This window comes from Comamonas sp. wu1-DMT (assembly GCF_040187805.1).
GTDB lineage: Bacteria > Pseudomonadota > Gammaproteobacteria > Burkholderiales > Burkholderiaceae_C > Comamonas > Comamonas thiooxydans.
The window spans coordinates 1-26,941 of the sequence record NZ_JBANEM010000019.1 but is presented as its reverse complement, the minus strand read 5'-3'; the positions used below and the strand labels follow the sequence as shown (position 1 = coordinate 26,941).

The 26,941-nt window shown below is 57.7% G+C and carries 19 protein-coding genes and 12 pseudogenes; 11 read left to right on the top strand and 20 right to left on the bottom strand.

Annotation, left to right across the window (positions count from 1 at the left end):
* Nucleotides 1–8 precede the first annotated feature (8 nt).
* Genes V8Z78_RS21780 through V8Z78_RS21770 form a run of 3 tightly spaced genes read right to left on the bottom strand, consistent with a single transcriptional unit; the run spans nt 9 to nt 3,186 of the window.
* Nucleotides 9–791: an IclR family transcriptional regulator gene (locus V8Z78_RS21780; RefSeq protein WP_003054461.1), complete on the bottom strand. Its 783-nt coding sequence runs from the start codon at nt 789–791 to the stop codon at nt 9–11.
* A complete protein-coding gene (locus V8Z78_RS21775; RefSeq protein ID WP_003054457.1) occupies nt 788–1,903 on the bottom strand; it encodes a zinc-dependent alcohol dehydrogenase in 1,116 nt (371 codons plus the stop codon). The genes V8Z78_RS21780 and V8Z78_RS21775 overlap by 4 nt, the downstream gene beginning before the upstream one ends.
* Nucleotides 1,900–3,186, bottom strand: a complete 1,287-nt coding sequence (locus V8Z78_RS21770) for an aromatic ring-hydroxylating dioxygenase subunit alpha (protein WP_003054454.1) — start codon at nt 3,184–3,186, stop codon at nt 1,900–1,902. Before V8Z78_RS21770 ends, V8Z78_RS21775 begins: the two co-directional genes overlap by 4 nt.
* A 199-nt stretch (nt 3,187–3,385) precedes the next feature.
* On the opposite strand from V8Z78_RS21770, the gene V8Z78_RS21765 reads away from it, so the two are divergent.
* The 3 genes from V8Z78_RS21765 to V8Z78_RS21755 are packed head-to-tail and all read left to right on the top strand — an operon-like array spanning nt 3,386 to nt 6,260.
* The gene (locus tag V8Z78_RS21765) at nt 3,386–4,285 is read left to right on the top strand and encodes a tripartite tricarboxylate transporter substrate binding protein (RefSeq protein WP_349732107.1); all 900 of its coding nucleotides are present in this window, start codon (nt 3,386–3,388) and stop codon (nt 4,283–4,285) included.
* 18 nt (nt 4,286–4,303) lie between these two features.
* Nucleotides 4,304–5,293 carry an ABC transporter substrate-binding protein gene (locus V8Z78_RS21760; protein WP_003054448.1) on the top strand — a complete coding sequence of 330 codons (990 nt, stop codon included), beginning with the start codon at nt 4,304–4,306 and terminating at the stop codon, nt 5,291–5,293.
* Nucleotides 5,294–5,303: 10 nt separating this feature from the next.
* Nucleotides 5,304–6,260 carry a PDR/VanB family oxidoreductase gene (locus V8Z78_RS21755; protein WP_003054445.1) on the top strand — a complete coding sequence of 319 codons (957 nt, stop codon included), beginning with the start codon at nt 5,304–5,306 and terminating at the stop codon, nt 6,258–6,260.
* Between the two features lie 209 nt (nt 6,261–6,469).
* Here V8Z78_RS21755 and V8Z78_RS21750 read toward each other — a convergent pair whose 3' ends face one another.
* The 4 genes and pseudogenes from V8Z78_RS21750 to V8Z78_RS21735 form a co-directional block, all read right to left on the bottom strand.
* A complete protein-coding gene (locus V8Z78_RS21750) occupies nt 6,470–7,090 on the bottom strand; it encodes an SEN1982 family lipoprotein (RefSeq protein WP_034400986.1) in 621 nt (206 codons plus the stop codon).
* A gap of 1,270 nt (nt 7,091–8,360) precedes the next feature.
* Nucleotides 8,361–8,741: a hypothetical protein gene (locus V8Z78_RS21745; RefSeq protein ID WP_349732106.1), complete on the bottom strand. Its 381-nt coding sequence runs from the start codon at nt 8,739–8,741 to the stop codon at nt 8,361–8,363.
* Between the two features lie 19 nt (nt 8,742–8,760).
* Nucleotides 8,761–9,213: a hypothetical protein gene (locus V8Z78_RS21740; RefSeq protein WP_349732105.1), complete on the bottom strand. Its 453-nt coding sequence runs from the start codon at nt 9,211–9,213 to the stop codon at nt 8,761–8,763.
* Between the two features lie 91 nt (nt 9,214–9,304).
* A pseudogene (locus V8Z78_RS21735) lies at nt 9,305–9,853 on the bottom strand (transposase); the annotation flags it as partial.
* A 410-nt stretch (nt 9,854–10,263) separates the two neighbouring features.
* On the opposite strand from V8Z78_RS21735, the pseudogene V8Z78_RS27200 reads away from it, so the two are divergent.
* The 3 genes and pseudogenes from V8Z78_RS27200 to V8Z78_RS21725 all read left to right on the top strand — a co-directional run.
* Nucleotides 10,264–10,389 (top strand): annotated as a pseudogene (locus tag V8Z78_RS27200) (IS3 family transposase); the annotation flags it as partial.
* A 204-nt stretch (nt 10,390–10,593) separates the two neighbouring features.
* Nucleotides 10,594–11,568 (top strand): IS110 family RNA-guided transposase, encoded by a 975-nt coding sequence (locus V8Z78_RS21730; protein WP_003054435.1) that lies wholly within the window; start codon nt 10,594–10,596, stop codon nt 11,566–11,568.
* A 25-nt stretch (nt 11,569–11,593) separates the two neighbouring features.
* Nucleotides 11,594–12,047, top strand: a pseudogene (locus V8Z78_RS21725) (IS3 family transposase); the annotation flags it as partial.
* A 212-nt stretch (nt 12,048–12,259) separates the two neighbouring features.
* Here V8Z78_RS21725 and V8Z78_RS21720 read toward each other — a convergent pair.
* Together V8Z78_RS21720 and V8Z78_RS21715 are read right to left on the bottom strand one after the other, a co-directional pair.
* Nucleotides 12,260–13,261, bottom strand: a complete 1,002-nt coding sequence (locus tag V8Z78_RS21720) for a PDR/VanB family oxidoreductase (protein WP_003054430.1) — start codon at nt 13,259–13,261, stop codon at nt 12,260–12,262.
* Nucleotides 13,258–14,505: pseudogene (locus V8Z78_RS21715) on the bottom strand (Rieske 2Fe-2S domain-containing protein); the annotation flags it as partial. The pseudogene V8Z78_RS21715 and the gene V8Z78_RS21720, both read right to left, overlap by 4 nt.
* A 10-nt stretch (nt 14,506–14,515) precedes the next feature.
* Here V8Z78_RS21715 and V8Z78_RS21710 point away from each other — a divergent pair.
* A pseudogene (locus tag V8Z78_RS21710) lies at nt 14,516–14,746 on the top strand (IS5/IS1182 family transposase); the annotation flags it as partial.
* A gap of 97 nt (nt 14,747–14,843) precedes the next feature.
* Here V8Z78_RS21710 and V8Z78_RS21705 read toward each other — a convergent pair.
* Complete coding sequence (locus tag V8Z78_RS21705) at nt 14,844–15,968, bottom strand: porin (protein ID WP_349732104.1); 1,125 nt, start codon at nt 15,966–15,968, stop codon at nt 14,844–14,846.
* A gap of 304 nt (nt 15,969–16,272) precedes the next feature.
* Between V8Z78_RS21705 and V8Z78_RS21700 the strand changes: the two genes are divergently transcribed.
* Together V8Z78_RS21700 and V8Z78_RS21695 are read left to right on the top strand one after the other, a co-directional pair.
* Entirely contained in the window at nt 16,273–16,434 is a 162-nt protein-coding gene (locus V8Z78_RS21700) for a hypothetical protein (protein WP_003054425.1), read from the top strand.
* A gap of 141 nt (nt 16,435–16,575) precedes the next feature.
* Nucleotides 16,576–17,186, top strand: a pseudogene (locus tag V8Z78_RS21695) (IS30 family transposase); the annotation flags it as partial.
* Nucleotides 17,187–17,325: 139 nt separating this feature from the next.
* On the opposite strand, the gene V8Z78_RS21690 reads toward V8Z78_RS21695, so the two are convergent.
* From V8Z78_RS21690 to V8Z78_RS21655, 8 genes and pseudogenes are all read right to left on the bottom strand, one after another.
* Complete coding sequence (locus V8Z78_RS21690; protein ID WP_003054420.1) at nt 17,326–17,838, bottom strand: MarR family winged helix-turn-helix transcriptional regulator; 513 nt, start codon at nt 17,836–17,838, stop codon at nt 17,326–17,328.
* 332 nt (nt 17,839–18,170) lie between these two features.
* A pseudogene (locus V8Z78_RS21685) lies at nt 18,171–18,884 on the bottom strand (IS3 family transposase); the annotation flags it as partial.
* 192 nt (nt 18,885–19,076) lie between these two features.
* Nucleotides 19,077–20,255: a Gfo/Idh/MocA family oxidoreductase gene (locus V8Z78_RS21680; protein ID WP_034400531.1), complete on the bottom strand. Its 1,179-nt coding sequence runs from the start codon at nt 20,253–20,255 to the stop codon at nt 19,077–19,079.
* Entirely contained in the window at nt 20,252–21,223 is a 972-nt protein-coding gene (locus V8Z78_RS21675) for a PDR/VanB family oxidoreductase (RefSeq protein ID WP_003054414.1), read from the bottom strand. The genes V8Z78_RS21680 and V8Z78_RS21675 overlap by 4 nt, the downstream gene beginning before the upstream one ends.
* Nucleotides 21,224–21,236: 13 nt before the next feature.
* On the bottom strand, nt 21,237–22,214 hold the full coding sequence (locus tag V8Z78_RS21670) for a Bug family tripartite tricarboxylate transporter substrate binding protein (protein WP_003054412.1): 978 nt from the start codon (nt 22,212–22,214) through the stop codon (nt 21,237–21,239).
* A gap of 31 nt (nt 22,215–22,245) precedes the next feature.
* A pseudogene (locus V8Z78_RS21665) lies at nt 22,246–23,236 on the bottom strand (ABC transporter substrate-binding protein).
* Between the two features lie 4 nt (nt 23,237–23,240).
* Nucleotides 23,241–24,560, bottom strand: a complete 1,320-nt coding sequence (locus tag V8Z78_RS21660; protein WP_003054408.1) for a Rieske 2Fe-2S domain-containing protein — start codon at nt 24,558–24,560, stop codon at nt 23,241–23,243.
* Nucleotides 24,561–24,599: 39 nt separating this feature from the next.
* Complete coding sequence (locus tag V8Z78_RS21655; protein WP_034400981.1) at nt 24,600–25,085, bottom strand: hemerythrin domain-containing protein; 486 nt, start codon at nt 25,083–25,085, stop codon at nt 24,600–24,602.
* Nucleotides 25,086–25,260: 175 nt separating this feature from the next.
* Between V8Z78_RS21655 and V8Z78_RS21650 the strand changes: the two are divergent.
* Nucleotides 25,261–25,560 (top strand): annotated as a pseudogene (locus tag V8Z78_RS21650) (transposase family protein); the annotation flags it as partial.
* A 42-nt stretch (nt 25,561–25,602) separates the two neighbouring features.
* On the opposite strand, the pseudogene V8Z78_RS21645 reads toward V8Z78_RS21650, so the two are convergent.
* Both V8Z78_RS21645 and V8Z78_RS21640 read right to left on the bottom strand, forming a co-directional pair.
* Nucleotides 25,603–25,872, bottom strand: a pseudogene (locus tag V8Z78_RS21645) (IS3 family transposase); the annotation flags it as partial.
* Nucleotides 25,873–25,931: 59 nt separating this feature from the next.
* Nucleotides 25,932–26,425 (bottom strand): annotated as a pseudogene (locus V8Z78_RS21640) (IS5 family transposase); the annotation flags it as partial.
* 39 nt (nt 26,426–26,464) lie between these two features.
* Between V8Z78_RS21640 and V8Z78_RS21635 the strand changes: the two are divergent.
* Nucleotides 26,465–26,797 (top strand): annotated as a pseudogene (locus tag V8Z78_RS21635) (transposase family protein); the annotation flags it as partial.
* Between the last annotated feature and the right edge of the window lie 144 nt (nt 26,798–26,941).

The window sequence follows — 26,941 nt, the reverse complement described above, 5'->3', positions numbered from 1 at the left end:
AGCAGGGATCAGGACTCGTGGCCGAGCCGCTGCGAGATCGCGTGCGCCGTCTCGATCACCATGCTCGTGAATTGATTCGTTTTGGCTTTCGGAAAGCGCGAAGTCGGCACAGCCAGGCCCACCGCGGCCACCACGGCCCCGGATGCATCGAAGATCGGTGCAGCAGCGCCCCTCATCCCCTCTTCGCTTTCCTCGTCGTCCACGGCACATCCGGCGCCATGCACTTTTTCCAGCAAATGGGCCAGCTTTGCCTTGTCGGTCACGGTATTCGATGTCCGTGCCTCCAGGGGGCCACGCAATATCTTGGCCTGTACCGTGGGTGGGCTGAAGGCAAGCAGGGCTCGGCCTTCGCTGGTACAGAACGCCGGTTTGCGCACGCCCAGATAGGAACGCGGACGAATGGCATGCCGGCTTTCAATGTTGCGCAGATACAGGATTTCACTGCCGTGCAGCACCGCGAGATGCACGGTTTCACCGCTTTGCTCGCCCAGCGCATGCAGCAGCGGTGCAGCCTCCTCCGCAACATTCATGCGCCGCCGCACCAAGGTTCCCATCGCGAAAAGCAGCAGGCCCAGGCGGTAACCGCTGCCCGTCGGAATGCGCTCAAGAAATCCCTCGGCAACCAAGGTCGCCGCGAGCCGATGGGCCGTGCTTTTGGCGACACCAAGACGCCTAGCAAGCTCGGTGATGCCCAGTTCGGGCTCTTCGGCCGTGAATGTCTTCAGCAGGCGCAGTGCCGCGCCTACCGAAGACAGGTTGCGGCTTTCGTCAGTGTTGTCTTTCGTGCTCAACGTTCAGGATCAATGGTTGTATGGATCGCCCCTTCCACTCCGTCACCCACCAGAGACCTAAGGGCAAGATCGGTCTCCTCCAGGGAAAAGGTGTGCGTACACATCTTCGTGACGCCATGGCGATTACCTGCAATCAATTGCAGCGCCAGTTCGACCGACTCATAAGAGTGCCCGCGCATCCCTTTAACAGTGAGGAAGTTGGCAATGATACTGTCACTGTCAAACGCGGGAACAGGCTGCCTTTTCTGGCCCGCGAGGATGACCGTGCCTCGCTTGCGGGCGAGCTGGATGGCACTGGAAACCGAAGCCGGCCCGCCTGAGGCGCAATCGATCACGAGATCGGCCATGTGGCCACCCGTGATGTCTGCGACGGTCTCCAACAGATCCTCCTGCTCGATGTCAATCGTATGGTGCGCGCCAAGTTCCCTGGCCAGGGCAAGGCGCTGCCGGTCCGTTTCGTTCGACAGCCCTGTGACGATCACGCACTGTGCGCCAGCCTCCCGGGCAGCAACAGCACAGGCAAGTCCTTGCTGTCCCGGTCCCTGGATCACCACCGTCTGACCTGGACCTGCGCCCCCCTGGAGATAGGCCCACTCGATGCCGTTGGACAACGGCAACGCCAGCGCCGCATGCCGGGGCGTCACCCCCGTTGGAACACGATGAAACACGGTGTTGAGATGCAAGTGCTGAGCCTGTGCGAAGCCGCCCCACAACCCCGGTTCCTTGCTCAAGGCCGTCGCGCCATAGCGCATGCCGCCCAGCCTCCAATCGGTCGCATGACACAGGCGGAACTCGCCGGAGCGGCAGTACTCGCAGTGCCCGCACGGCAGGTACTCCTCCAGTGCGACTAGTTCGCCTTCCTTGACTTTCCACTGCTGAGCGGCAAGGGAGCCGATCCGCTCCACGTAGCCAACAGTTTCATGCCCTAGGATCAGCGGTCCGCGCGAGCGCGGCAGGTTCTGGTAGTAACCCCAATCGCTTCCGCAGACACCTGTAATGGCGACCCGCAAAAGCCCGGAGTCGGCGCCGGGCTCCGGCACCTTCAGTTCCTGAATCTCGGTGCGCCCAGGCTCGACAGCGACCGCTGCCCGGATGATGGAACGATCAGTCATACGGTAGCGTGCGGTTTGCCGGGTTCTGCGCGCAGCGCATCGCGCGCGGCTTCGTGGAAGACTGCGCCTTCGGGCAACACAATTGCCACGGAACGCACCTTCTGCTGGCTTGGCTCGGTGCCCGGAGGCGGTGTTCCCGATTCGGCCAGTGCCATGGCTGCCGCCATGAGGCGCCGCCGGGCCTGAACAATGCCGCGATCCGTGCCGGTGAGGTTTTCACGCGTGCGGTCCTGGATAGGCCCCATGCTTTCCTGCAGCGAGGAGTCCTGAATCGCGATGCTTTCAACCCCACTGTACAGCTCGCCGGTTCTCTGCTTTTCGCGATCCATCAGGTAATCGTTGGACTTGTTTGCCAATGGAATAAACGTTCCGGGAACGTACTTGCAGTGAATCCCGGCGCCGTTGTGCATGGCCTCCACCTCCTGCTCCGTAAGCGGCCGGGTGGGGTGATAGTCAAAGCTCCAGGCCCAGCAATTTTCATCGTCGATAGGCACCCAGAAGTGACCGTGTACGGGGTGGTCGCCGCGCGGAGGCACCATGGTGAAGCAGGGAAGAATCCACGGCGTGATGCGCCAATAGAGCGAACCGGGCTCGGCCTTGCGCCGCACGCCGATGAACAGGCCGCCGTCAGCCTCCGCCACCTCGAACTGCGGGCGCAAGTCGTTCATGTTGTATTCATTGCCCTTGGCGCCCTTGAACAAGGGGTCGTGCTGCAATCCGCCGCTGTGCAGAAAGGAGACGTGGCTCGAATCAATGCCGCCTTCAAGGGCCTGCAGCCAGTTGCACTCCTGCAGACGCTTGGACATGAAGCTCTGATTGGCGGGCACGGTGGCGAACTCCCACTCGGGTGCAGGAGGCTGTAGCTCGGGCGGTCCCATGTAGATCCATACCACGCCACCGCGTTCGATCAGCGGATAGGACTTGAGCTTGATGCGCTCGCAATACCGGCTGCCTTCCGGTTCCGAAGGAACTTCCACGCATCGGCCGGAGACGTCGTACTTCCAGCCGTGATAAGGGCAGCGAATGCCGTTGTCCTCATTGCGTCCGAACCAAAGTGACACGCCGCGATGGGCGCAGAACTCATCCATCACCCCCAGACGCCCCTGCGTGTCACGGATCGCGATCAGTGACTCGCCCAGCAGCTTGACCCGCACCGGAGGACAGTCCGGCGCGGGCAGTTCCTGCGACAGCAGCGCCGGCAGCCAATAGCGCCTGAACACCTCCCCCATCGGGGTTCCCGCATTCGTTCGAGTCACCAATTCATTCTGCTCTTGCTTCAACATTGCACATCTCCTTTTTGTTCCATATAGAAGAACTGTTTTCCTTATGAAAGAACGATGATACATTCCTTCCCAAGCCGGAGCAAGCGGCTGAACACAAGAAAAGGAGACTTTGATGATGGAAAGAATCACCCGCCGAGCCTTGCTTTGCGCCGGCGTTTTGGGCTCCCTGGCCCTAAATTCAAATGCACAGAGCCCGGAGGTGGCAACCTGGCCCAACAAGGCAGTACGCATCGTCGTGCCCTATGTTCCGGGCGGAACGGCGGACGCACTGGGCCGCGCAATCGCCCAGCATCTGCAAACGGTCTACAAGCAGCCTTTCGTCGTCGATAACCGCGCGGGCGGAGCCGGCACCATCGGTTCGGCGCAGGTGGCCAAGGCCGTACCGGACGGCTATACCCTGGTGCTCTCTGGTGTCGGCTCGCACGTCATCGCTCCCGTGGACATCAAGGCTTTTGATCCAGTAGCCGACTTCACGCACATAGCGATGCTGGGGGGACCGCCCACGGTGCTGGTAGTGCATCCGTCGCTTCCCGCAAAGACGCTCGCCGAGTTCGTGGCCTATGCACGCGGGCTGCAAGGCGGCCTGAGTTGGGGCTCTCCCGGCCTGGGCACACACGGTGATCTGATCGGTTCGGTCTTCGCGCACAACGCGAAGTACAAACAGACCAGAGTGGGCTACAAGGGCGCCAACCCAGCAGTGACGGATCTGCTGGGCGGCCAGATTCCAGCGGTGTTCGTAACCTACCGCACGGCAAGCGCCTATATCAAGGCCGGCAAGCTCAACGCGCTTGCCATCACCTCGCCGGCGCGCCTGCCCGACATGCCTTCACTGCCGACATTCGCGGAGCTGGGCTACCCCTCCCTGACAGCGACGACCTGGTTTGCCCTGTCCGGTCCTGCAGGCATGGCACCGGCCCTGGTAACCAAGATCAATGAGGAAGTGCGGCGGGGGCTCAAGTCCGATGCAATGCAGAAGCTGTATGCGTCAGAAGGCATCGAGCCACAGGACTGGAACGCCTCAACATTCACGCGCTACGTCCAGACCGAAATCTCCCGCTGGACACCCCTGGCGAAATCCACCAGCAAATCGGCCCCCTAATCTGACACAGGAAACACCATGAACAAACTCCGACTCTCGGTCGCCATGGGCGACTACGACCGCACGCGCCCCCTCTACGACGGGCGGGTGCAAATCGATGGCGTGGACCCGGTATTCATGCTTCTCAATCCAGAGGAAATGTTTTTCCGCGCCATGCGGAGCCAGGATTTCGACATCACGGAAATTTCCTTCTCCAGCTATCTGGTCAAGCATTCCCAAGACTCCTGCCCCTATATCGGGATTCCAGTCTTTGTCTCACGAGCCTTTCGCCACACGTCAATCTACGTTCGCAAGGATCGCATCCAACGGCCCGAGGATCTCAAGGGAAAGCGCATCGGCTTGCCGGAATACCAACTCACGGCTAATGTCTGGGCTCGCGCCATCCTGGAAGCAGATCATGGTGTTCGCCCCTGTGATGTGCATTGGGTCCGCGGAGGAATTGAGACGGCAGCACGGCCGGAAAAAATCAAACTGGCCCTGCCCAGCGACATCCATATCGAAAACGCTCCGGAGGGCGAAACCATCTCCGCCCTGCTGGACCGTGGCGACATCGACGGATTCATCGGTCCACGCCCACCAGCCAGCACTGCCTTGCGCAACCCCAACATCGGCTGGCTCTACGACGATCCGACAGCCGCGGCCAAGGACTATTACCGCCGCACGGGCATTTTTCCGATCATGCACATCGTGGGTATCCGCAAGGAACTCGCCGCTCAGCACCCATGGCTGCCCTCGGCCGTATTCAAGGCATTTTCGCAAGCCAAGCAGGCAGCGCTCGACTTGCTGGAGGACACCTCCGCGACCAAGGTCACTCTGCCGTTCGTTGAAGAGCAGATACGCGCCGCGAAATCCACTCTGGGCGACGACTACTGGCCCTACGGCGTGGCCGCTTCGCGCCGAACCCTGGAGGCCTTCGTCCGCCACCACCATGCCCAAGGCCTCTCGGCCCGCCTGATGGCTGTGGAAGAACTCTTCCACCCCTCCACCTACGAGACCTACAGCATCTGAAAGTACCCTCATGACTGCCGCCACTCTGAGGGTTAGGGTTGCCCGCAAGACCCAGGAAACACCGGACATCTGCAGCCTTGAACTGGTCCATGCCGACGGAGAACTTCTACCCTCTTTCTCCGCAGGCTCCCATATCGATGTCCATCTGCCCAACGGACTCATACGGCAGTACTCGCTGCTCAACGATCCCGCCGAGCAGCACCGCTACATGATCGCCATCCTCAGGGATCCTAGCTCGCGCGGAGGCTCCCAGGCCGTCCACGACCTAGTGCAGGAAGGTCAGGCGATCACCATCGGCATGCCCCGCAACCTGTTCCCGCTGGCGCCTGTCGCGGGCCACAGCCTGCTGCTGGCTGGCGGCATCGGCATCACGCCCATTGTCTGCATGGCTCACCACCTGTCGTCGCAGCAGGCCGACTTCACGCTGCACTACTGCACCCGCTCACGCGAGCGCACGGCCTTCCGAGACAGCATTGCGCAATCTGCCTTTGCACCCCAGACCCGCTTCCACCATGATGATGAGCATCCTGCCGGCCTGCCCGCACTGATCGGCGATCCGACCCCCGACCGGCACTTGTATGTCTGCGGACCCAGAGGGTTCATGGACGCGGTGCTGGAAACGGCCCGCCGCCAGGGCTGGGCGGAGCAGAACCTGCACTACGAATTCTTCAGCGCCAGCACTGTGTCTCACGACACCGATGCGGCCTTCGACATCAAGCTTGCCCATACCGGACGCGTGATTCCGGTGCTGAAGGACCAGTCCGTAACGCAGGCGCTGGCCGCTGCAGGAGTCGCACTTTCGACCTCCTGCGAGCAAGGGGTCTGCGGAACCTGCCTCACCCGCGTATTGGAGGGAGAGCCGGACCATCGGGACATGTTTCTCTCCCCGGTTGAACAAAAGCGCAACGACAGCTTTCTGCCGTGCTGCTCGCGCTCGCGCACCCCCATGCTCGTGCTGGATATGTAGCCCCAGACCGGAATCGAATTCAACCGCCAAGGATGCTGACTTCAACCCAGAAGTAACACACTAGCCCCGGCGGGTCAGTTTTGCGTGGAAATTAACACCCTTCGCATCAGTAACTCACAAAATGCCGTTCACCCGCTTAAGTGAACGGCATTATCTCGTTGAGCGCTACCTTATGGCTATCCTGAATAGATCAGGGCATCAAGCCCCAATCACTGTTTGAACAAGCGTTCGTGTATCCAACCGTTATTGGTAAGGATAAGCGCAGCCTTGCTTTTAATGTCACCTTTCGACTGCTCCGCAATGTTTTTGTAACTGGTACGCAGTGCTTCAGACTTCGCCCAATCGGCGATCCCATCGACCTTGTAGCGGTAGTTCACCCGAGACACCTTCATACCCATCATGTCGCTTGGCTCGGTGAAGTTGTCCACGTCAACCATCACATACTTGCCAGAACAGAAGGCGTCTTGCCGCCCCAAGGTATCAGCCGCCTTGGGAGTGAGATGTGTTTTCCCAAAATCGGAAACTTGGTACTCGGTGGCGGGCTCCATCCTGTTGCCAAACATGGCCTTGATTTCGGTATCCCGCTTTGTCAGCAATCCTGCGTCTACCAGAGCGTCTGCGCGCTTTTTGGCATCCGCATTGAACCCACCTTTATTCTCCAGGGTGAACGGCACTTCCATCGCAGGGAGGGCAGCACATAGCCCGTGCTGCGTATCTAGGTAGGCCTGGATGGACTTGCTGAAATTGCTCTTGGTCGCATCCTTCGGATTGCCGCACGCTGCGAGGATCAAGGCCAAGCCTCCCATGACGGCGATTTTTCCTGTCTTCATCTTCTCTTTCTGTACCAGTGCAAGCCGCACTGCAAAGCCCAGAGAGCTTTACGCTGAAGCCTGTGCTGGGGAGAGACATATTGCAGCCGCCAGTTACTCATAAGACGGTAAGTTGCGGAGCACATCTCGACAATGAAACCTGCCTGCATACGGGTTCCAAGTTGGTCAGTGACTCTCCAAGTCACTGACTTCCCGGTAAGTTAACACATGAATTTGAGGCCATCCGGTGTTTTGCCTATCCTGCAATAGTGAACAATCCTAGCGGCAGTTCAGAATCACAGAGGCTCCATGATTTTCAAACATGGAGTCAATGACGAAATAATCCCCCCGAAGTAGCAAGCAAGCAGTGCGCCTAGTGTTGAAGCATCGTGACGAACACACCTCGTCACAGGACTCGATCTCTCAAACTACACCAACAGTCATTTTCCAGGAAAGTACAGCCACATCTTGAAAATACCGAAACCAGACCGAAACCAGACCGAAACCAGACCGAAACCAGACCGAAACCAGACCGAAACCAGACCGAAACCAGACCGAAACCAGGAATATAAACAAAAAAGCTCGCCACAAAAATTAGCAGGCTTTTAAATACCAGAAATGGCTATCTGGTAGGGCGTGGCGGACTTGAACCGACGACCAAAGGATTATGAGTTCGGCAAAAAAGGACTGCCAATCCTTTTGTCTCGTCCATCAAACCTTGTACCGCAAGGCCTCCACAACTCGTCTGGTCCGTCGTCGGTCCACGATTGCTGCACTAGACAAGTACCAGACACCCAGCTATGGACCGGAAAACGACCGGCAGCTAATGCAGATTCCGGTCTTAGTTGAGCACCCATTCCAGTGCTCCGTAGACAGGCCGCTGAAATTACATGGACCGTGAACCACAATTTGGTGGCCATATAGACCGTAACTTTAACGGCTGCTTCGACCGAGGCTGTGTAAAAACTCGTTCAACTAAGAAATTCAGGGGTCTTCTAACCGTTCCCTAGGGCAAGAAAAACGCATACAGAGCGATCTGAGAAGTCAGTTTTTGCCGAGCTCAGTGCTTGATCCGTTTTCACACAGCCTCGATCCTTAGCAGTCACTCAGCTAGTGGCAACGTTGCATTACCGGGAGTAAAAAGCACCTCAAAAGGCGCTTTTTTTTAATGAAGTTTAGCCTACCCGTTTGAGGCGGTAGCCCTCGCCTTCAATACAGAGTTTTTTGAACCAGGCTTACTCACCTGGTGGCATTTTTTTTATTGGACTTTATTTAGTACTCGCACTTGGCATCAGTGCTTGTTGCGACTATTAAATCGGTCCTCTTGCTGACGGCAAAGATCAGAGAGGGTTGTGGCAAACGCCGTCACGAACTCACGGTTAGGAGTTCCTCCTGAAAAATAAAGATCGTTGGCGAGATAGCCGAAGCCGTTCGTGAATGGGCCTACACAGACAAGAGAAACGGCCTCTGTGGGCTTGAGCCGACCAACCTTGCGGGAAACCTCTCGATGAAGCATGTCCGTCGCCGGTATCGACCGAACGGGTTTTTTGGCCGGATTGATGTCCAGAATGTCGATTCGGATGCTTTTGGTTTTGTATTCTGATGCCTCGCCTGCCATGCGGCGGATGTCGATCGTGCGAATCGCTCTAAGTTGTCTGCTTCTTTCTCCCAAAACAGTGTCATATGGAAGATCAGGCGATTTTGGAAGCGCAGTAGGTATCACTGGATACCTCATAACCTTGGTTATTGAGTTTTATGCCCGCGGCGAGAGCGACTTCTTTCGTTTGCCACATTTGATTGAACATCGCGAAGAACTCAATTCGATACTTTCCGTCTGGAAAAGAATATGCATCCAGACTGCCATATCGCTTAATAGTTGCTTTAAACGAACGATCGTTAGCAACAAAAATGTTCTCTACGGTCTTCATTGTGTGGCGATCTCGGTCCAGCGGCTTACCGTCGATGCTTATCACTGTTGCCCACATTTTTGTACCCGGAGGAATGATGTTGGCGACCCCTTCCACTACGATCGATGAACTCGTTCGTTCGTACTTCTGAACCACGATGACTGGAGAGCCTTGCGCACATGCAAGGGTGGAGGCGATAAGAAATACAGAGAGCAGTGGCAGTTGGGTGAATTTCATGGTCAATTCTGTGACTTTGAGTCAGTAGGCTCGGCACGGTGGAGTATGGGGTTCGGTAACCCCCCGAATTCCGTCGCTCCGAGAAGTAGAGCTATGCGGCCATGACCAGTAGCTGTTTCGGGGTGATACCGCCCAAGGCCATGTTTGGACGTTCATGCTTGCAGCTCCACATCTACTGCGTAGCGAACTCCCACACCTCGTCAATGTCGCTCCAATCATACTGGGACAGCCATTCATAGCGGACCGTTCTGTTGAAGCGCTCCACGTAGGCGTTTTGTTGCGGTTTGCCTGGTTGGATGTGTTCAATACGAATGCCCTGGCTGCAGGCAATGTGGCACTGATGTATTCCGGCCCGTTTTCACAACGAATCACTTCAGGTTTGCCACTCCAGGCCATGATCTGCGTCAGCACCCGGATCACACGATACGATGGCAGTGAGAAGTCCACCTCCATGCCTAGCGCCTCGCGGTTGAAGTCATCGATGACATTGAGCAACCTGATGCTACGGCCATCCTCAAGCATGCTCATACCAGACCGCATTGCAGTTTTCGGGCACCGTCAGAGGCTCGGGCTTTTCCCGCAACAATCGTTTGCTGGGCTTGATACGCAGGTTCAGTTCTAGCTCCCGGTAGACACGATAGAAGAGCGTGCCAAGGACAGGCACTTCCGGACCAACGGAGAACACGCCACGTGCACCGGATTGGATTCGTAGCGAAGGCAAGGAGAGCACCTTGTATCGGATATCCATTTCCAACATAGAGAACACCGCATCGAGCGCCGTGTTTTTAAGCTGGATGAAGTTGTCCAGGCTGCCCGCCACTGTGCCGATACTAATGTTCAGTTTGCCGCCCAGCAGGTTTGCCAGGAATCCGAAGACTGAGCCTGTTTTGTCACCACGGGCAACCTCATACACGATGCCACGCACAGGCACTTCACCGGTGGCCACATCGACTTGCGGCAGCAGCTCTTGCAGCTTGTCAATTTCACGCTAAGAGCCGGAGAACAGCAACGCATCGGCATCCTGGTCGATAAGCGCCGCAGCAGAGCCGCTACAAAGCGCCACGGTACATTGCAGGCCGGCCTTCAATCATTGCTCCGAACCATCTGCAGCGGCCGTTCACGGTGGACGCCCCAGACAAGGCCTGGGTCACTGACATAACCTTGTATCTTGCTGTGTGACGATTCGCTATCGTCACACGAGGCGGGGTCAGCACGGACATCACGTAAGGCACCGAGCCTGGAATGTAGATGTAGCGCCCCGCCTCACCTTTGCGCCATTCAGAGATCGGACGGTAGCAGAGGCCCCGCTCGGCGCGGTGAGCCTGCATTGACAAGGTAGATCGGCCCAGAGGGCATGGCGCAATAACCAGGAGTGTTGTCATGCTTAATTTCGGTATCGATGTGTCCCGCGACAAATTGGACTGTGCGGTTCTTGACGAGCAGGGTCAGCCTGTCAAGCGACCGCGAACCTTTGTCAATGATGCTCAGGGCGTTCTGGACTTGATCACCTGGGCTCGCTCTATTGCCGTGGATCAACTGCGGCGCTTTGTCATGGAGGCAACAGCCGCCTATCACGAAATCGCCGCAACGCGGCTGTATGACGCGGGCCTGCTTGTCTCGGTGGTCAATCCTGCGCAGGTTCGTTCGCTAGCGCGAGGCCTGGGCATGCTCAGCAAGACGGATGCCATTGATGCGGTCTTGTTGGCTCACTATGGCCGCTTGGCTGCCCCCAGGCCGTGGCGACCGGTACGACAAGACTTGGCACAGTTCAATGCCATGCTAATGCGCCTTGACTGCGTTGAGGCAGATCTGCGGCGCGAGCAGAATCGGCGGGAGCAAGCCTCAGTTCGCCGCTCAGCGGCTTGCGTTCTGCTCTCAATTGACCAGAGCATCGAGTTCCTTCGAGGTCAGCGCAAATCTCTGCGCAAGCTGATCGACAGCCTCATTGAATCCAGCCCTACTCTGAGCGAGAACGTGGCGCGCCTTCGGACCATTCCCGCTGTCGGCGAGAAGACAGCCAATCGAATGGCCGCTGTTCTTGGCGCAAACACCTTCGTCAGTGCCAAGGAGGCCGCAGCCTTTCTTGGCCTAGTTCCGGTCAAGGTGGAATCGGGTGTAAGCGTCAAAGGACGCGCTCGCCTGTCGAAGGCTGGGAATCCCCGCGTGCGTGCCTCGCTATACATGGCAGCTGTTGTTGCCAAGAAAGTAAACCCGGAAATCAAGGCACTGTACGAGCGGCTATGCGCGCAGGGAAAGTCCAAGATGTCAGCACTCGGCGCCTGCATGCGAAAGTTGGTTCATCTGTGTTTCGGTGTACTTAAGTCTGGCAAGGACTATGCGCCACCCGAGCAGTGAAACATTGCAAGCACTTGACTTTCAAGACGGTATCTACATTCGCACTGAGCAAGGTTGGTTGTACCTGGCTGCCGTGGTGGACCTGTACTCACGCAAGGTGGTGGGCTGGTCCATGAAGGCCACCCTCAACCGTAAGCATCGTGCTCGATGCGTTGCTGGCTGCAGCTTGGTGGCACAGGCCAGCAGTCGAGGTCTTGGTCCATTCCGATCAGGGCAGCCAAGGCGGATTCAAACGTTTCTGCCAAGCCCAGGGTCTGGTGCCCAGCATGAGTCGCAGAGGCAACTGCTGGGACAATGCCGTCATGGAGTTGTTCTTCAGCAGCCTGATGAAGGAACGCATTCGCAAGCGGATCTACAAGACCCGGGACATGGCCCGGGCCGATGTGTTTGACTACATCGAGGTGTTCTACAACCGCTCACGCAGTCACAGTCATCTGGGTGGCATCAGCCCCGAGGCGTTTGCGCGCGCCCGGGCTTGAGGCTGGGAATTGTCTACTGGAGTGGGGGCAGACCAGTCCCTGTAATGCAACAACGCCCCTCCGAGCGACAGCTGAATCTGCCGCGCAAAGCCGTCGTCGGCTGTAGGCCAAAAGCGGACTCTCAAGAGATTGGCTAGCGACGAAGCTGGACTGGCAGTGCTCTCTTTTTTTCGCTGCCCGCCGGCCAACAACACCAAAGACTCGCTTGCTTGCTAAAGGTCCAGCACCAAGCATTTGCTCTTGGCGCGAGAAACGCAAGCAGTCATGCAGTGCGTGCGCTCCTCGTCCGTCAGGATGTAGTCTTGATGGTCTACTTCACCCTCCAGGACCTCTACCTTGCAGGCGCCACACAGGCCAGAAAGGCAAGATGTGGCAACCCGATGGCCCGCAAGTTCCAGCGCGCGAACGATGGTTTGGTCGGGTAACACCTGAACCGTTTCGCCGGACTTGGCAAGCTTGACCTCGAAACTCCCAGCCGGGGTGTCGTCCGACTTTGGACGCTCTGGTGCCTTAAAGTGTTCACAGTGCACCGTACCCGATGGCCAATGCTTTGCGGCTTCCGTACATGCGTCCATGAAGCCGCTAGGTCCGCAGTAGTAGACGTGCGTCCCCGGTGCTGCGGACTTCAGCAGTTTGATCAGGTCGAGTGCTTTGGCACGGTCCCCACCGTCGTGATGCATGTGAAGGCGCTCGGCAGACACCAAAGAGCGCAATTCATCCATGAATGCCGCGTGTTTCGGCGTTCGAGAGCAGTAGTGCAGTTCGAAAGACTCGCCCCTGCTTGCAAGCGTATGGGCCATCGCTTTCAGTGGCGTGATGCCGATGCCGCCTGCCACGAGGATGCTATGAGCAGCCCCGGTAGCCAGCTTGAAAGCATTTCGAGGCCAGCCAATTTTCACGGTGTCGCCGACCCGAAGCGACTCGTGCATCGCCTTGGAGCCTCCGCGCCCCTTTAACTCTCGGAGCACACCAAGAGTCCAGTGTGTCCGGTGAGCTGGGTCTCCGGCCAACGAATAGGAGCGCACAACTCCGCCAGGCAGATGAACATCCACATGGGCTCCGGCTTCTACAGCCGGTAGCTCAAGGCCGTCCGACTGCACTAGCTCGAAGGAGTGAATGCCCTCGGCCTGCATCCGGATTGCGCGCACGACCATCTCGATGGGCTCGCCCTCCTTGTAGGGGGCAAGCGCTTCAAATACCACTGGGGCATTCATGCCATTCTCCGTGCTAGCACTTCCTGCTGCAGGTCTTCAAGTTTGCCCTTGATGAATGTGGTGCGCTCTGCACCCCGAAGAGAGTCGGACTCAGTGATGATGTTCACCACTTGCTTGGCAAGGTAGCGGCGAAGAGTGACCTCTTCGTCCTTGGTGCGGCCGACGGGCAAGTCGAAAACGTTACCCGAGCAGTAGCTGTTGGGTTCGCCATCGAAGTCGCGGAGCCATTCAGCGAACGCTTCCGGACTGGCCTTCGGATTGTTACCGCGAATTGCATCGCGGAGCAGCTTACGGAACATGTAGAGCCCCGCGTCGAACTTGATTGGGTTCTCCAGAGCATGCACGGCGATGGGGCGCTGCGAGATGATGGCCTCGTAGTCGCCAGGTGCGTATTGGCACTCCTTGTAGTTCTCGCGGGCGCGGTGGTCTGCGGGAATCGGAGGGATGTCTTCGAGCTTGTACTTGCCGAAACGCTCCGGCCGGCGCATGGCCACCTGGCCCTCCAGGAAGTCGATGGTCTCGTAACCGACCATGCTCTTGTCGCCGATGCCACGGGTGTCGATACCAGGGCCCATGACGCGCCAGCCAATCATCTTGCTATTCACGTCGTCGACCGGCACCGTCCATCGAATCATGTGGAAGCGGCCGAAAAGCTTCTTGGCATGACCGTCTTCCGAGGTGTAGGCGTGCAGGCTGAAGTTGGGCAGCACCTGGTGCTGCACGCGGATGTACATGTGGTCGTCGTCCGACCGACGGGCGCCCGTACATGCCAGTCCCCGGCCGCCATGGATGGGCACGAACTGCATGTCCGGCGGAACCTCCATGGACGCGGCACCCACCTCGTCGAACGTGGTGCCCTGGTAGTTCTCGCCCGTCACTTGACGCTTCGCGTGCAGCGCCATCGTGTGATAGTTGTCAGCCGAGTTGTCCTGCACCTGCAGCCAGTTTGCATGCTGGAAGTTGCTGTAGGGCACCAGTTCATCGCCCTCAGCGCAGGTGAAGTTGCCTTCCCATGCCGGGAACGGTGGCTCCTGTTCCGGTGGGCCCATGTAGGCGAACACCAGGCCGTGGCGTTCGACGGTCTTGTAGGCGCCCTGGCGAATGGAACAGCGATACCTCTCGCCTTCCTCCTCTTCGCCCTCAGGGAAGGGCACTTCCAGGCAGGTGCCATCGACGTCGAACTTCATGCCGTGATAGCAGCACGAGATGCCGTGCTCTTCAATCTTGCCGTATTCGAGCGACGCCTTTACGCATCGCAATGCGGCAATAGCTGCATGCAGGCTGTTTGGGAGAAAGATATGGAAAGTCTGGAGCGGCTACCACCGAAGAAGTTTGGTGGGGACCAAGATGAACTGCATCAAGCGACTGGGTGAGCGAGCAATGTCTCGAACCTTTGAGCGCCAAGTCAATGAACTGCACATCCGGGCAGCTATCTTGAATCGATTTACTGAACTGGGCCGTCCTCAGACGGTGGCCGTGGCCTAGCCACGGCTGGGGTTGGGACGGTTCGCCTCAAGCAAGATACTTTCTGTTAGGCCCATCAAAGCATTGAAGGGATGCCAAGTTGCGCCGCGATCAGCTTTCAGAAGTTGTGCCGAACTCCCATGTAGATATTTCGCGAGGCTCCGTTCGCCGAGCCTTCTAGCATTGCAGGGCCTTGAGCAGTTCCGGTACCCAGTACGTACTGCGATCCGTTCTTGTTGGTAATCCTCGCGACGCCGAAGTAGAGACGCGTCCGCTTAGACAGGTCATAGTCACCACCAAGGGCAATCCAATTGGCATCACGATTGCCAGTCGAGGCCGTGTAGTCGGAGCGGTCATTCACTCGGGTGAACTGGGCAATGGTGGTGAATGGCCCGAATGGCACGCGCATGCCGACGTTGGTCAACCTGAACTCGCTCATGAAAGTTCCTGGCAGTCGGGCAATGGCGCCGGTGCAGGTGCTGCAAGAGTTCTTCTCAACCGTCGTACCGAGGAAAAATTTGGCGAAGCGGGCATCGTAGGATCCGCCAAGCACCATTGCCGAGATCTTGCCCGAGGCAGTGTTGTCCGCACCCTCCTGCCGCTGGAAGCCCGCATTGAGGTCGAAGCCGCCAACTTGGTAGCGCGCAGATACGCCATAACCGCGCCCGATCGTCGCAGACTTCTCACCAAAGGAATACTGCCCACGCAACTCAAGGCCACCCCAGCGCGGAGACACATAACTGATGGCGTTGTCCTGACGCGCCGCTACACCCATCGGCAACACCTGACGCTGCGTGGTTGCGTTGATGTTCCGGGTGAGCGAAAGCAGCCCTCCAGCCCCCTCCCAGATGAAGGCATCTACATTACTCTGGACGGAATAGTAGGGTGTAGGAACACGCCCCATCTGCACGGTACCGAGCCTTGTATCGCTGAGGCCCACCGATGCTTCGCGCCCGAAAGCACGCCCGCCTTGGGCCAAGGTACCTTCATCGAGGTTGAGGCCTTGCTCTAGGCGAAAAACGGCTGAGAGCCCTCCCCCCAAGTTCTCTACACCTCGGAAACCGAGGCTACTACCAGCACTTCCGCCCGAATACACGCGATTGATGCTGGAGCCGCCAGAGCGAGGTGAGTCCACGCCAGAGTCCATGCGTCCGTAAATGGTGACACCTCCTTGCGCGTTCGCTGCTGGGCAAATGTTGAGCAACACAGCGCATGCCACAGCATGCTTGGCCAGTCCGATCATTGATGTCTCCTTCATTTTGTTTAGGGCCTTTTACCCCAGGTCCTCTTCTTCACAATGCGCTTGATTCTTCATGGGCAGCCCCAAGCACAGTCTTACAGCGTCCACATCCTCAGATGAATCTCAATTTCATCGTGGCTCCTCTGGTTCACGAAGTATAGGTAGCCATCTAACAATTTTGATAGCCATCTAAGTAAATATCCCAGATTCAGAATGCCCAACTGTGGCGAAGGTGCCACGCTTTATCTGCAAGGGGGCTAGTGGTTCACTTATGGGTGGAAATCAACAGCTTGCTATTGGAGACCTCATGAAAGCCTCCAGCCTCACCAGATGCTCGCTGTGCGCGACATCAGCTTTGGTCATCGCATTCCTTGGCCATACGGCCATTGCACAAGAATACTATCCGGCTAAACCGGTCACACTTGTCGTGTCCTTCACACCTGCAAGTCGCAACGACGTGATCGCCTGAGTAATCGGCATGCGACATAGTCCCAGCAGCTTCCTCTGCGACTCATGCTGGGTACTCGGCCATGGGCTCGGTACAAGCGTTTGAAGTCATCGCTACTGTATTGGGCGGATTCAACCGGTCGTCGCAACGCCTTCAATCATGGAGGTGATGATCTCCAATCGACCTGCAGAGGCAGAAGATCGTGCCGTGCCGGGGCACTGGGAAGGAGATTTAATCATCGGGTTGGACAGGTTCGCCATCGGAACATTGGTGGAGCGGTCAAGCCGCTTCACCATGCTCGTGTATTTGCCTCGCGAGGTGGGCTATGGACTGATTCCACGGACGAAGAACGGTCCTGTGCTCGCAGGCTACGGAGCCGTCACCATGGCTAATGCGCTCAAGAGAGTGGTGACCACGTTGCCAGCCCAGTTGTGGCAATCATTGACATGGGATCGTGGCAAGGAAGTGTCCGACCATGCCCGATTCACGATCGAGTCCGGGGTGAAGGTCTTCTTTGCCGACCCTCACAGCCCTTGGCAACTTGGCAACTTGGCAACTTGGCAACTTGGCACCAACGAGAACACAAACGGGCGCTGCGCCAATACTTCCCCAAAGGCACTGACCTGTCTCGCTGGAGCGAGCAAGAGATTCAAGCCGGGGCTCGGGCTTTGAACAACAGGCCGCGCAAAACGCTGGGCGGGAAGACACCCGCTGAGACTTTGAATGAGTGTCTAAAATCCGCGCAGCGACCCGGTGTTGCGACGACCGATTGAATCTGCCCCTGCACTTTGCGATATCCATAGCAACGGTAGCTGTTTTCGAAGATAGCCTATGTGTCAAGATTCTCAACAGCGCCCTGCTCTACACAAGCCAACTGAAGACAGTTAGACATGAGGGTTGGGATAGCACTGGTTAAGGCTTCTGGGAACCCTGAGCAGCCGCTCGCTTCGCGTCATCTTGAAGGCACTCGTCAGTTGCCAAGTTCTCGATAATCTTCAGTAGCGAACGCCGCACGATGACGATATGCGCATCCGACAGAGACTTGACGGCCAGTGCGTTAACCTCCTCGGCCATAGGCACCAGCTTCGCCTTGAGGCGCTTGCCTGCAGGCGTGAGGAACACGTACATACTCTTACGATTGTCGGGCCGGTGCCTTCGCACGACATATCCCAGCTCCTCCATCGCTTTCAATGCAATGGCCGTCGTGGGCGCCATTACCCCTGCTTCAGCGCTCAACTCCGCCTGGGTGAGCCCATCCCTTTCCCAGAGAATCCGCAGAAATGTCCAATGGCCGAGCTGGACATCGTAGCGTGCCAGACGGTTCTGCAGTGACCGTAGAAATGCGCGCGTCGCGTCTTTAACCAGATGAGCCAGGCGATCGTCAGGAACGCCCTCCTGCCAGTGCTGCAGGATTCGGCTCGCCATCTCTGCTGATTCTGCCTTTGCTTTCTTAGCCAATGTCAACCCCTCAATGCATGCCAACAGACGCTTTGCCTAGTCTATTCCCCGCAACACAGGCAACGAGCGACTACGCCTCAACGAGTCGACAATCACAAACAAGTGAGAGAAGTATGAAGATGTACGGAACCAAGCCAAGCGAGCCTAGCAAATATAGCACTCCACATTCCGCTGCTCCGCACTCCACCACTGCAGAAACAGATCGCGCTGCGATACGGCTCCACTGGCAGAATTGAAAGCGCACCCGAGCGGCAGCCGTGCAAGCTGTCCGCTTTGGACTTCCCCCTCAAAGGGCATCACCAAAGCCGATTCGGTGCCTCAGGGGTAAAGCGCCACTGCACCAATTCCGGTGCAACTGTGGCGACTGTCGGTGGTGACCACGAACTGGCGCTTGGTCTTGGCCCGAATGCCGTGCTGCTGCATGAGCTTGCGAACCCGGTCTTTGCCAACACGAATGCCCCTGGCTGCCACTGCCTTGTGCATGCGGAGCCAGCCATATTCGCCTTTGACCTCGGCATGGGTCGATCGGATGTGGGCCAGCAGGGCTTTGTCGCTGTAGCGTGCGCCAAGCCCTGGTCGAACTGAATCCCGGCGGCGCAGCCAGCTGAAATATCCGCTGGCACTCACATCCACCACCTCGTATGCCAAGCTCACCGGGTAGCGTGCTCTCATTTGGTGAATCCAGGCGTACCTCGCAGCATGTCCTAGGCTAAGTACGCCCTAGCCTTTTTTGATATCTCGAGCTCCATCCGAAGTCAGGCATTCTCGGCTCGCAGACGAGCTACTTCCATTTTCTCCTACGTGATCTTGGCCGTACTCCCGCTGCCAGCACCGTCCAATTCCCCTTTGGCCGACTGCCGCGCCCAGTTGTCCAAACTCGCCCTCGGGATATCCAGCACCTTCGCTATCACCGCAATCGATTGGCCCGCTCGCAGCTGCCGAACAGCCTCCAGCTTTAACTCTTGCGTGTACTGCGCACTTGCATGTCTGTCATTTCTTGATTCCTTGCCGATATTTTTCAACAAGACCAAGAACTCCACGTCTCAGGCGCAACCTCAGTAAGGCAGGACACATCGTATGGGGACCGGGCCAAAGGAGGCGCTCAGAGCACCGACGTCTTGCTCGTCCGCAGCCATCGCAGAAGAGACAGCTCATAGGGCGGAACATCCAACCGATCCGCCCGTGACTTCTACTGTGCAAGCACTTCAGCGCGGCAGTTCCACGTCTTTACCCGAACCGGCCGAGTCGAGCAACGCTAGACATACCTCAAGCGTGGCGCGCGCCCATACGCCGTCATGCAGCGGCTTGATCTCGTTCACCACAGCGTGGTACAGCTCATCGATAACCTCGAAACGGGGCACCACCGGCCGCTGCAACGACCGCCGCTCCTTGGCGAGGTCTGCGTACACGCAGACACTGTCCGGTAACGGGCGTATGTCTCCGCGCTCGCACGACACCACTATCGGGCCAAAATGTTGGTGCCAGATAGGCTGCGCATCCGTTGCGGCAGCCACATATCCAGGACCTCCATAGGTAGCAGCAGCCTTGAGGTTCGCCTCCTCCTGTGCTGAGCCCACGGTAGCCAGCTTGCGGCGGGCGGCGCCATATGCCTCAGGAGACTTGTCACCGCCCATCTCGCCAATCCAGTCGCACCACTCGTCGGAGTCGAAGTGCCCGTAGCCGTTATAGGAGATGCTGGCGAACGCGCCACCCTCGAACCACAGCAGCGCCGAATAGGCACCCTGGGTAGGACGCATAGGATCCCAGTCACCCGTGATGGCTCGCACCCTCCTGACCCGAGTGCCAACCAGCAAGCGCACAATGTCGACTTGGTGAGCAGCCTGACTGAACACCACGCCACCGCCCTCTTCAGTGCGCAGCTCCTCGGGACGACGCGGTCGGTAGAGAAAGTCGGTGTAATTCAACGCGTGGACCATACGCACGGGCCCCAGCTCCCCGCTCTGCACGATCTCTCGGGCGCTCAGGTAGGGTGTGTCAAAGCTGTGACAATGACCCACGATCAGGTGTACCCCTGCATCACGGCAGTGCTGGATCATCTCGTCGCAGTCGCCAAGGGACAGCGCCATCGGTTTTTCCACAAGAACATGCTTGCCGTGACGTGCTGCAATGCGTGCCTGCTGCGCATGAAATTGGTGTGGGCTGGCGATATAGATAGCCTCTACATCCGGATTAGATGCCAGGCCTTCAATGTCCGGGTACACCGGAGCACGGAAGTCGCTCGCAAATTGAGCCCGCGCCGATCCGCGCGGATCACAAGCAGCCACCAGCTTTATCCGCGGGTCCTGCTGGAGTGTCGGCAGCATAAGCGTGAAGGCGCGCCCGAGTCCGGCGACACCCAGTCGAAGTTGGTGGCCGGCGTTCACAGGTCGATCACCAATTCGTCTGACTTAGCCCGAGAGACGCAGATCATGATTTGCTTGTCCATCTCCTCGGGCAGCAATACCATGTCTCGATGATCTGCCTCGCCACTAAGTAGATTCGTGCGGCAGGTGCCGCAAGTACCGCTCTCGCAAGACGCCGCTGCATTACAGCCATGCTCACGAAGCACAGACAGAATCGACTTGCCGACTGGTACCTCAAACGCCGCGCCGGAGTTGGCCAGTTTTACCATGAAAGGCTTGTCGTCTGGCCGCACGCCTCCGCCTTCGTTAAAGCTCTCGAAATGTACGTTGGCCGGCGACCAGTGCCCAGTCATGTCGCGCACAGCTTCCATCAGCGGGCGGGGGCCGCAGCAGTATACGTGGGCGGAATTAGGCTTTTCAAGCTCGGGCCACAGGTCGAAGACGCGCTCAGCGTCCCCGTGACTGTGGTGGATCCGCACTCGCCCCTTGAGTTCGGGGGCTCCAAGCTCTTCACGGAAGGCTGTGTTTTCGGGAAAACGCGTCAGATAGATTAGCTTCCACGGCGCAGGCGGCAACTCACCGAACGAACGGATCATGGAAAGGATCGGCGTGATGCCAATACCCCCTGCGATAAAAAGGTAGCGCTTGGCGTTATCCACCAGCGGAAATGCGTTGGAAGGAAGCGATGTAGGCAGCGTGTCGCCTTCCTGCAGTTGCTCATGCATTGAAAGTGAACCGCCCTGCCCTTCGGGGTCGCGCTTGACGGCAATAACATAGCGCTTTCGCTCTGTCGGGTCATTGCAGAGCGAATATTTTCGCAGCATGCCGTTAGGGGTTTGAACCTTTACATGCGAGCCGGGAGTGAAGGGGGGTAGATCGCTGCCATCGTCATGCACCAACTCAAAGCTGCGGATGTCGAGCGCCAAGTCGATGATGCGAGACACCCTCAACGGCATCTGCGTATCGGAGTGAGTATGCGTAGAAGACATTGTGAAATCTCTATTATTCAGCCTTGAGTTGGGCCCGCTTAGCCGCGTCTGTGACCTGCGTCTTCTCGGCGCGTAGTGCCTGCACCAATTGGTCCACTGAGCCACCTACTGGGTCAACACCGGCAGTGCGTAACTGTTCAATGACATCGGGCATCTTCACGATCTTGTCAATCTCAGCATTAATGCGACTAACCACTGCTTCTGGTGTGCCCTTCTTTCCCAACACTGCAACCGTAAAGGCAAAGTCAAAGCCAGGAATTTTTTCGGCCAGCGAAGGCATTTGTGGCACTAGAAGGGAGCGGGCTGAGGAATTAGTGGCCAAAAGCCGAGCTTGTCCCGATTTGACAAACCCCATGAGAGATGGTGGCGAAGCGAAAACCATGTCGACCTGCCCCCCGATCATCGCAGGCACCGAGTTGGCGCTCCCCTTAAACGGGACGTGTGTCATCGTGAGGCCCAAGCTAGCATTCATGGCCTCTGCCGTGAGGTGGTGGATGCTGCCTGTGCCAGCTGAGCCATAGTTAAGCTCTCCCGGCTTGGCCTTCGCCAGCGCGATGAGCTCCTCCAGCGTCTTCGCCTTAACCTTCGCATTGACAGCAAGGAACAGCGGAGCCTTGCCGACGAGCGAAACCGGGACGAAGTCTCGACCAGCGTCGTAGCTAATCTTCTTTGTAAGCAGCGGGGTGATCGACAACATCGGTCCATCGGTCACAAGCAGCGTGTAGCCATCTGCAGGCACCTGCAGTATCGCTGATGCTGCCACCGCGCCACCGGCGCCGGGCCGATTATCGACGTAGACCGACTGCCCCAATACATCGCCCAACGGACGAGAGAGGATACGAGCCACTGTGTCAGGAAGGCCACCTGCAGAGTAGGGAACGACCAACTTGATGGCGCGGGTCGGGTAGTTTTGAGCGTACGCGCTGGAGCTAAATGCAAAGGGAGCCAGAAAGGCGATCCCAAGCAACTTGATTAGGGTTTTGCGTCTCATGAGGTTTGTCTCCACTTATGTTTTTTTGGATTTAGATGCTGTAGCTCTCATAGGTTGCGGGATGGAACAGCTCACTAACTGAAACCAGTCTGGATGACAGACCTTGCTCGTAATGACTACGAACGAAGGTCTCCAGGGTCCTACTTGCCGGCGCCACACCATAGGACCAGAAATCCTCACCCATAGCCACGCGTGCAGCGTGCAGTTGCTCTTCAACGAATGGAAGCGTGACCTTGGTGGCTGAGGTATCGGAAAGAAGCTCCAAAGCCACAGCCTTGGACTGGGTGAAAGCCTTCACAATCGCAGCTGCCAGCCAAGGGTGCTTGGCCGCCAGATCTTTTTTTAATTGCCGCCACATGCATGATCGGAAAGACGCCAGTACGACGGTAATAGTCCTTGGCTACCGCAGTCGGATCGTCGAAGAGCCAGCCAATATTTGGGTTGGCCAGCGCTGCCCGACTGGGTGGACGGGGGGCCATAAAAGCGTCGATCTCTCCTGAATCGAGCATTTGCGAAATCGTTGCCCCCTCGGGAGCCTGTTCAATACGGATATCAGCTGGAAGCTGCAGTTTGACTTTCTCAGGGCGACCGGGCGTCTCAATGCCTCCGCGTACCCAGGTCACATCGGAGGGACTGACTCCGAAATCGTCTTGCAAGACCGCTCGTGCCCATACATTAGCGGTAAGTTGATACTCAGGTACACCAATGCGCTTGCCCTTCAGGTCAGAAGGCTCCCTAATACGGTCCTTGCGGACGTAGATTGATGTGTGCCGAAAAGCCCGCGACAGAAAGACCGGCAGCGCGATATAGGGACACTCACCGCGCGAGTGTTTCACCAAGTAGCTGGAGAAAGAAAGCTCGGTGACGTCGAAGTCAATGCTACGCATCGCTCGGAAGAACATCTCCTCGGGATTGAGGAGCATATACACTGGGTCGACGCCATCTATTTGCACACGGCCATCGAACAATGCTCGAGTACGGTCGTAGTCGCCCATAGCGACGGAAAGTTGGAGTTTACTCATGGGATCAGGACTTCACGGAATAGGAGGGTTCGAACTCGGGGCGATCCTGGCCATCCAGCCAGACATAGTGAGCGTCGTATGTGCGCCAGTCGGTCGTCTTTGGGACGATGGCTTGGAAGGAACAGACCGTTGGCGTCGCCGCCTCGACCCCCGTCCCGATGGCAGGTGCCCCTTGCTCGAAGGCCTTCACCGCGTCGAGCATCTGCTTGCGAAATTCCACGATAGCCAGATCGCTTGCGCCCAGGCGGTCATGGGTACGGTCGGCGATGGGCCCCATAGTCAGCCACATCGCGACATCTTGGTTAGGGAAACCAGTGATGCCAGTGAAGTTACCGGCCTTCATAGCGTTACGGTCCTGCCAGAATTTGTTTGCTTCATTGCGCAAGGGACGGTAGTTTTGATCCAGGTCGACCCCCACCGTCTGACGCAAAAACTTGCGCCAGGTTTCAGTCTCCGGCGTTTGCGACGGATGGCCCCACGCGATGAAATAGAACGCCGTGTTTGTGTCATCCATCGGCACGTTAATGTTGGCCACGTTATAGAGGTTGTTTGGCGGGATCAGCGCAGTAGCCGGGGCCACGAAAACCGTGGAGCGCACGTAATCGTTCTCCGCAGCATTCGAGAGCGGCCGGCGCAACGCGGCATAGCGAAAACCGTAACCGGTACGCTGCACCTGCATGCGCGGAGCCTTGTCGGTCGAGGGACGCAGCCAAGTCTTGTCGGTGGCCTTCGCGCCATCGACCCGAGCCGGCACCATATCTGAGGAATGGAGACTGGAGCTATGGGCTGAGTCGATAGCGCCTTCGAGAATCTGCGCCCAGTTGCACGGCAGTAGCACCTTCGCGATGCTCACCCGCGTGTCGGCCGTTGGCGCCCATGCCGGCGGCAGGAATTCAGGCATGGTTTCCTTCGGCCCCATGTAAGCCCACACCATACCGGCCCACTCTTGGGTCGGATACGCGGTGTGCTTAACCTTGTCAACCATGCCGCTGGCTGCTGGCTCGGACGCCATCTCCAGCACGTTGCCATCGACATCCATCTTCCAGCCGTGGTAGAGGCAGCGCAGACCTCCCTCCTCGTTGCGACCGTACACCAGCGAGGCTCGGCGGTGAGGGCAATACTCGTCCATGACACCGACGCGGCCCTCACTGTCGCGAAAGACCACCAGATCCTCGCCGAACGCACGCGCTTTCACTGGCGTACCGTCGGGCTCACCCACCTCCTCCACTAGGCAGATGGGCGTCCAATGGCGACGCATGAGACGCCCCATCGGGGCGTCGCCTTCAACGCGACAAAGCAGCTCGTTTTCTTCGTGGGTCATCATGATGAATTCTCTACAGGGGTGATTAAAAAAGGGGTTGAATTAGGTCGCCAAGGCAGCCGCAGATTTGCGCACCTTGCGCAGCACTATCGGTTTAGCGCCGTGCTGCAGCTTGCAAAGCCAATGGGAAAGGGCCGAATCGAGGTGCTGGACATGGGCAGGGAACCAGGCAGCCAACTCATCCGCCAACCTGTATGCGACGCTGATTTCGTCGCTGCAATCCAGACGCCGGAGCACACCCCGAAGCGTCGAAAGCACGGCATCGTGCTCACGAATGTGACAGTCGCGCGGAGGAAATTGCGTACCAACCATCAGCTCGTTCTCAGCTGCGAAGTGCGATGCAGCATGCGCGATTACCGCTTCGAGCGCTTGCGCCATATCGGAAGCACTGGCGCGCTGCATGCGCTCGATTAGCCAAGCGAGCCGCTCGTGCTCATCATCGATTGGCACTTGCCCCAGCAACAGCGCCTCTGACCAGAGCGGCGGCTGCTCAGTTGACTTCGGAATAATCAAAGCAGACATCGACATACACAGTTGATCCGTATTTTTTATTAGATACCTAACAATTATATTGATGCACATTCATATCAACAATGGATTCCATCCCCGTGGTTTCCCTAGAATAGTTTTACAACTAACAATTACCCAAACCACATTCACACACGACCTTGGGCCACAATCGGTGGTCCACAAGCGCCTCTAACGGGTCATGGCGCGGCATCAATTGCTGCTGCCAAAGACGCCCAGTCGGCGGTATTCGAGCCTCATTCACGATGGCCAGGTCAGTGTGCCGATGAGCAACATGCGCTGGTGCTCTGACGGCTTTGAGATCAAGTGCGCTTCGGGCGAGACGGTCACAGCCACCTTCGCCAAGGACTGCTGCGACCGGGAGATCCTGGCCTGGCGCGCTTGGGAGGGCAAGGGACTTGCGGGAGAGCCTGTGCACGACATGCTGGCGGAAGCCGTGGAGCGGCGCCTTGGCACAGTTGAAGCTGTGCTCCAATTGGAGTGGACGGCCCCTACTCCAGTAGACAAATTCCCAGCCTCAAGACCGGATACGCTCAAACGCTTCGGGACTAATGCCACCCAGATGACTGTGGCGGCGTGAGCGGTTGTAGAACACCTCGATGTAGTCAAACACATCGGCCCGGGCCATGTCCCGGGTCTTGTAGATCCGCTTGCGAATGCGCTCCTTCTTCAGACTGCTGAAGAGCGATTCCATGACGACATTGTCCCAGCAGCTTCCTCTGCGACTCATGCTGGGTACTCGGCCATGGGCTCGGTACAAGCGTTTGGAGTCAACGCTGCTGTATTGGACGGATTCAACCGGTCGTCGCAACATCTTCAATCATGGAGGTGTTACGGGAAGACTTACAGGGCAGATGCAGAAGTCAACGGGGCGCTCAACAATGCCCACAGATCTACGCCTTCAAGAAGCTGCTCTACACCTTGAAGATCATGCCAGTTGGACTGGCAGCAAAACAAATCGCATCAAGTTCCCGAGGGCATCTGTCAGCGCCAAGATCTTGGTGGACAAACCACCTCGACTGCGACCTGTGGCCTGGCCCGCAGACCCCCTTTTGCACCCTGACCATGCCGGTGCACTCGCACAATCGTTGCATCCACCATCACGTATTCCATGTCCGGTTGATCGCTGACTGCATCAAACAGCTTTTGAAAACCATCAGCTTTGACCCAGTCGCGAAACCGCTGGAAGACGGTGTTCCACTTGCCAAACTCAGGCGGCAAATCTCGCCAAGGGCTACCTGTTCGTGTAATCCAAAGCACTGCTTCCAAGAAGAGTCGATTGTTGGAGCCACTGCGTCCTCGGTCTCCAACTGTTTGATCCCAGGTTTTGATGGTGCAATCTTTTCCCATGAATGGAAGGAAGCGCTATGGCCTAAGTTCTGCACGGGAGCGCCACCACGAAAGAGGCGATCCGTCGAGCGGTGCAACATAGTCAAGAGAGCCTGAGAGCGCTTTCTGCGCGCTATGACATCGGTCAGAAGACGGTGGCGAAGTGGAAGAAACGGACCTCAATCACGGATCTGCTAACAGCGCCTAGGCAGTCGTACTCCAGCGCTTTGTCCGCTGAGGATGAAGCCGCGATCGTCGCCTTTCGCAGGTATACCCTGCTGCCGCTGGACGACTGCCTCTACGCGCTGCAGCCGACTATCTCACATCTGACACGCTCGTCGTTGCACCGCTGCTTGCAGCGGCACGGTATCTCGCGGCTGCCCTAGGTGCAGGGCGACAAACCAGCCAAGAAGCGGTTCAAGAGCTACCTGTTGATTTCCACCCAGAAGTGACCCACTAGCCCCCGGTTTTTCCATCTCAATCTGACCCACGCATTAACCCTAGCCTGCTGCTTTCTTGTGCAGCAG

What these genes read in the sequence shown, in the direction of transcription:
- V8Z78_RS21670 (WP_003054412.1), bottom strand. Translation starts at nt 22,214, where the DNA reads ATGAGACGCAAAACCCTAATCAAGTTGCTTGGGATCGCCTTTCTGGCT.
- V8Z78_RS21750 (WP_034400986.1), bottom strand. Translation starts at nt 7,090, where the DNA reads ATGAAGACAGGAAAAATCGCCGTCATGGGAGGCTTGGCCTTGATCCTC.
- V8Z78_RS21760 (WP_003054448.1), top strand. Translation starts at nt 4,304, where the DNA reads ATGAACAAACTCCGACTCTCGGTCGCCATGGGCGACTACGACCGCACG.
- V8Z78_RS21660 (WP_003054408.1), bottom strand. Translation starts at nt 24,560, where the DNA reads ATGATGACCCACGAAGAAAACGAGCTGCTTTGTCGCGTTGAAGGCGAC.
- V8Z78_RS21675 (WP_003054414.1), bottom strand. Translation starts at nt 21,223, where the DNA reads ATGTCTTCTACGCATACTCACTCCGATACGCAGATGCCGTTGAGGGTG.
- V8Z78_RS21655 (WP_034400981.1), bottom strand. Translation starts at nt 25,085, where the DNA reads ATGTCGATGTCTGCTTTGATTATTCCGAAGTCAACTGAGCAGCCGCCG.
- V8Z78_RS21770 (WP_003054454.1), bottom strand. Translation starts at nt 3,186, where the DNA reads ATGTTGAAGCAAGAGCAGAATGAATTGGTGACTCGAACGAATGCGGGA.
- V8Z78_RS21720 (WP_003054430.1), bottom strand. Translation starts at nt 13,261, where the DNA reads ATGAATGCCCCAGTGGTATTTGAAGCGCTTGCCCCCTACAAGGAGGGC.
- V8Z78_RS21775 (WP_003054457.1), bottom strand. Translation starts at nt 1,903, where the DNA reads ATGACTGATCGTTCCATCATCCGGGCAGCGGTCGCTGTCGAGCCTGGG.
- V8Z78_RS21690 (WP_003054420.1), bottom strand. Translation starts at nt 17,838, where the DNA reads ATGGCGAGCCGAATCCTGCAGCACTGGCAGGAGGGCGTTCCTGACGAT.
- V8Z78_RS21705 (WP_349732104.1), bottom strand. Translation starts at nt 15,968, where the DNA reads ATGATCGGACTGGCCAAGCATGCTGTGGCATGCGCTGTGTTGCTCAAC.
- V8Z78_RS21730 (WP_003054435.1), top strand. Translation starts at nt 10,594, where the DNA reads ATGCTTAATTTCGGTATCGATGTGTCCCGCGACAAATTGGACTGTGCG.
- V8Z78_RS21700 (WP_003054425.1), top strand. Translation starts at nt 16,273, where the DNA reads ATGAAAGCCTCCAGCCTCACCAGATGCTCGCTGTGCGCGACATCAGCT.
- V8Z78_RS21755 (WP_003054445.1), top strand. Translation starts at nt 5,304, where the DNA reads ATGACTGCCGCCACTCTGAGGGTTAGGGTTGCCCGCAAGACCCAGGAA.
- V8Z78_RS21740 (WP_349732105.1), bottom strand. Translation starts at nt 9,213, where the DNA reads ATGAAATTCACCCAACTGCCACTGCTCTCTGTATTTCTTATCGCCTCC.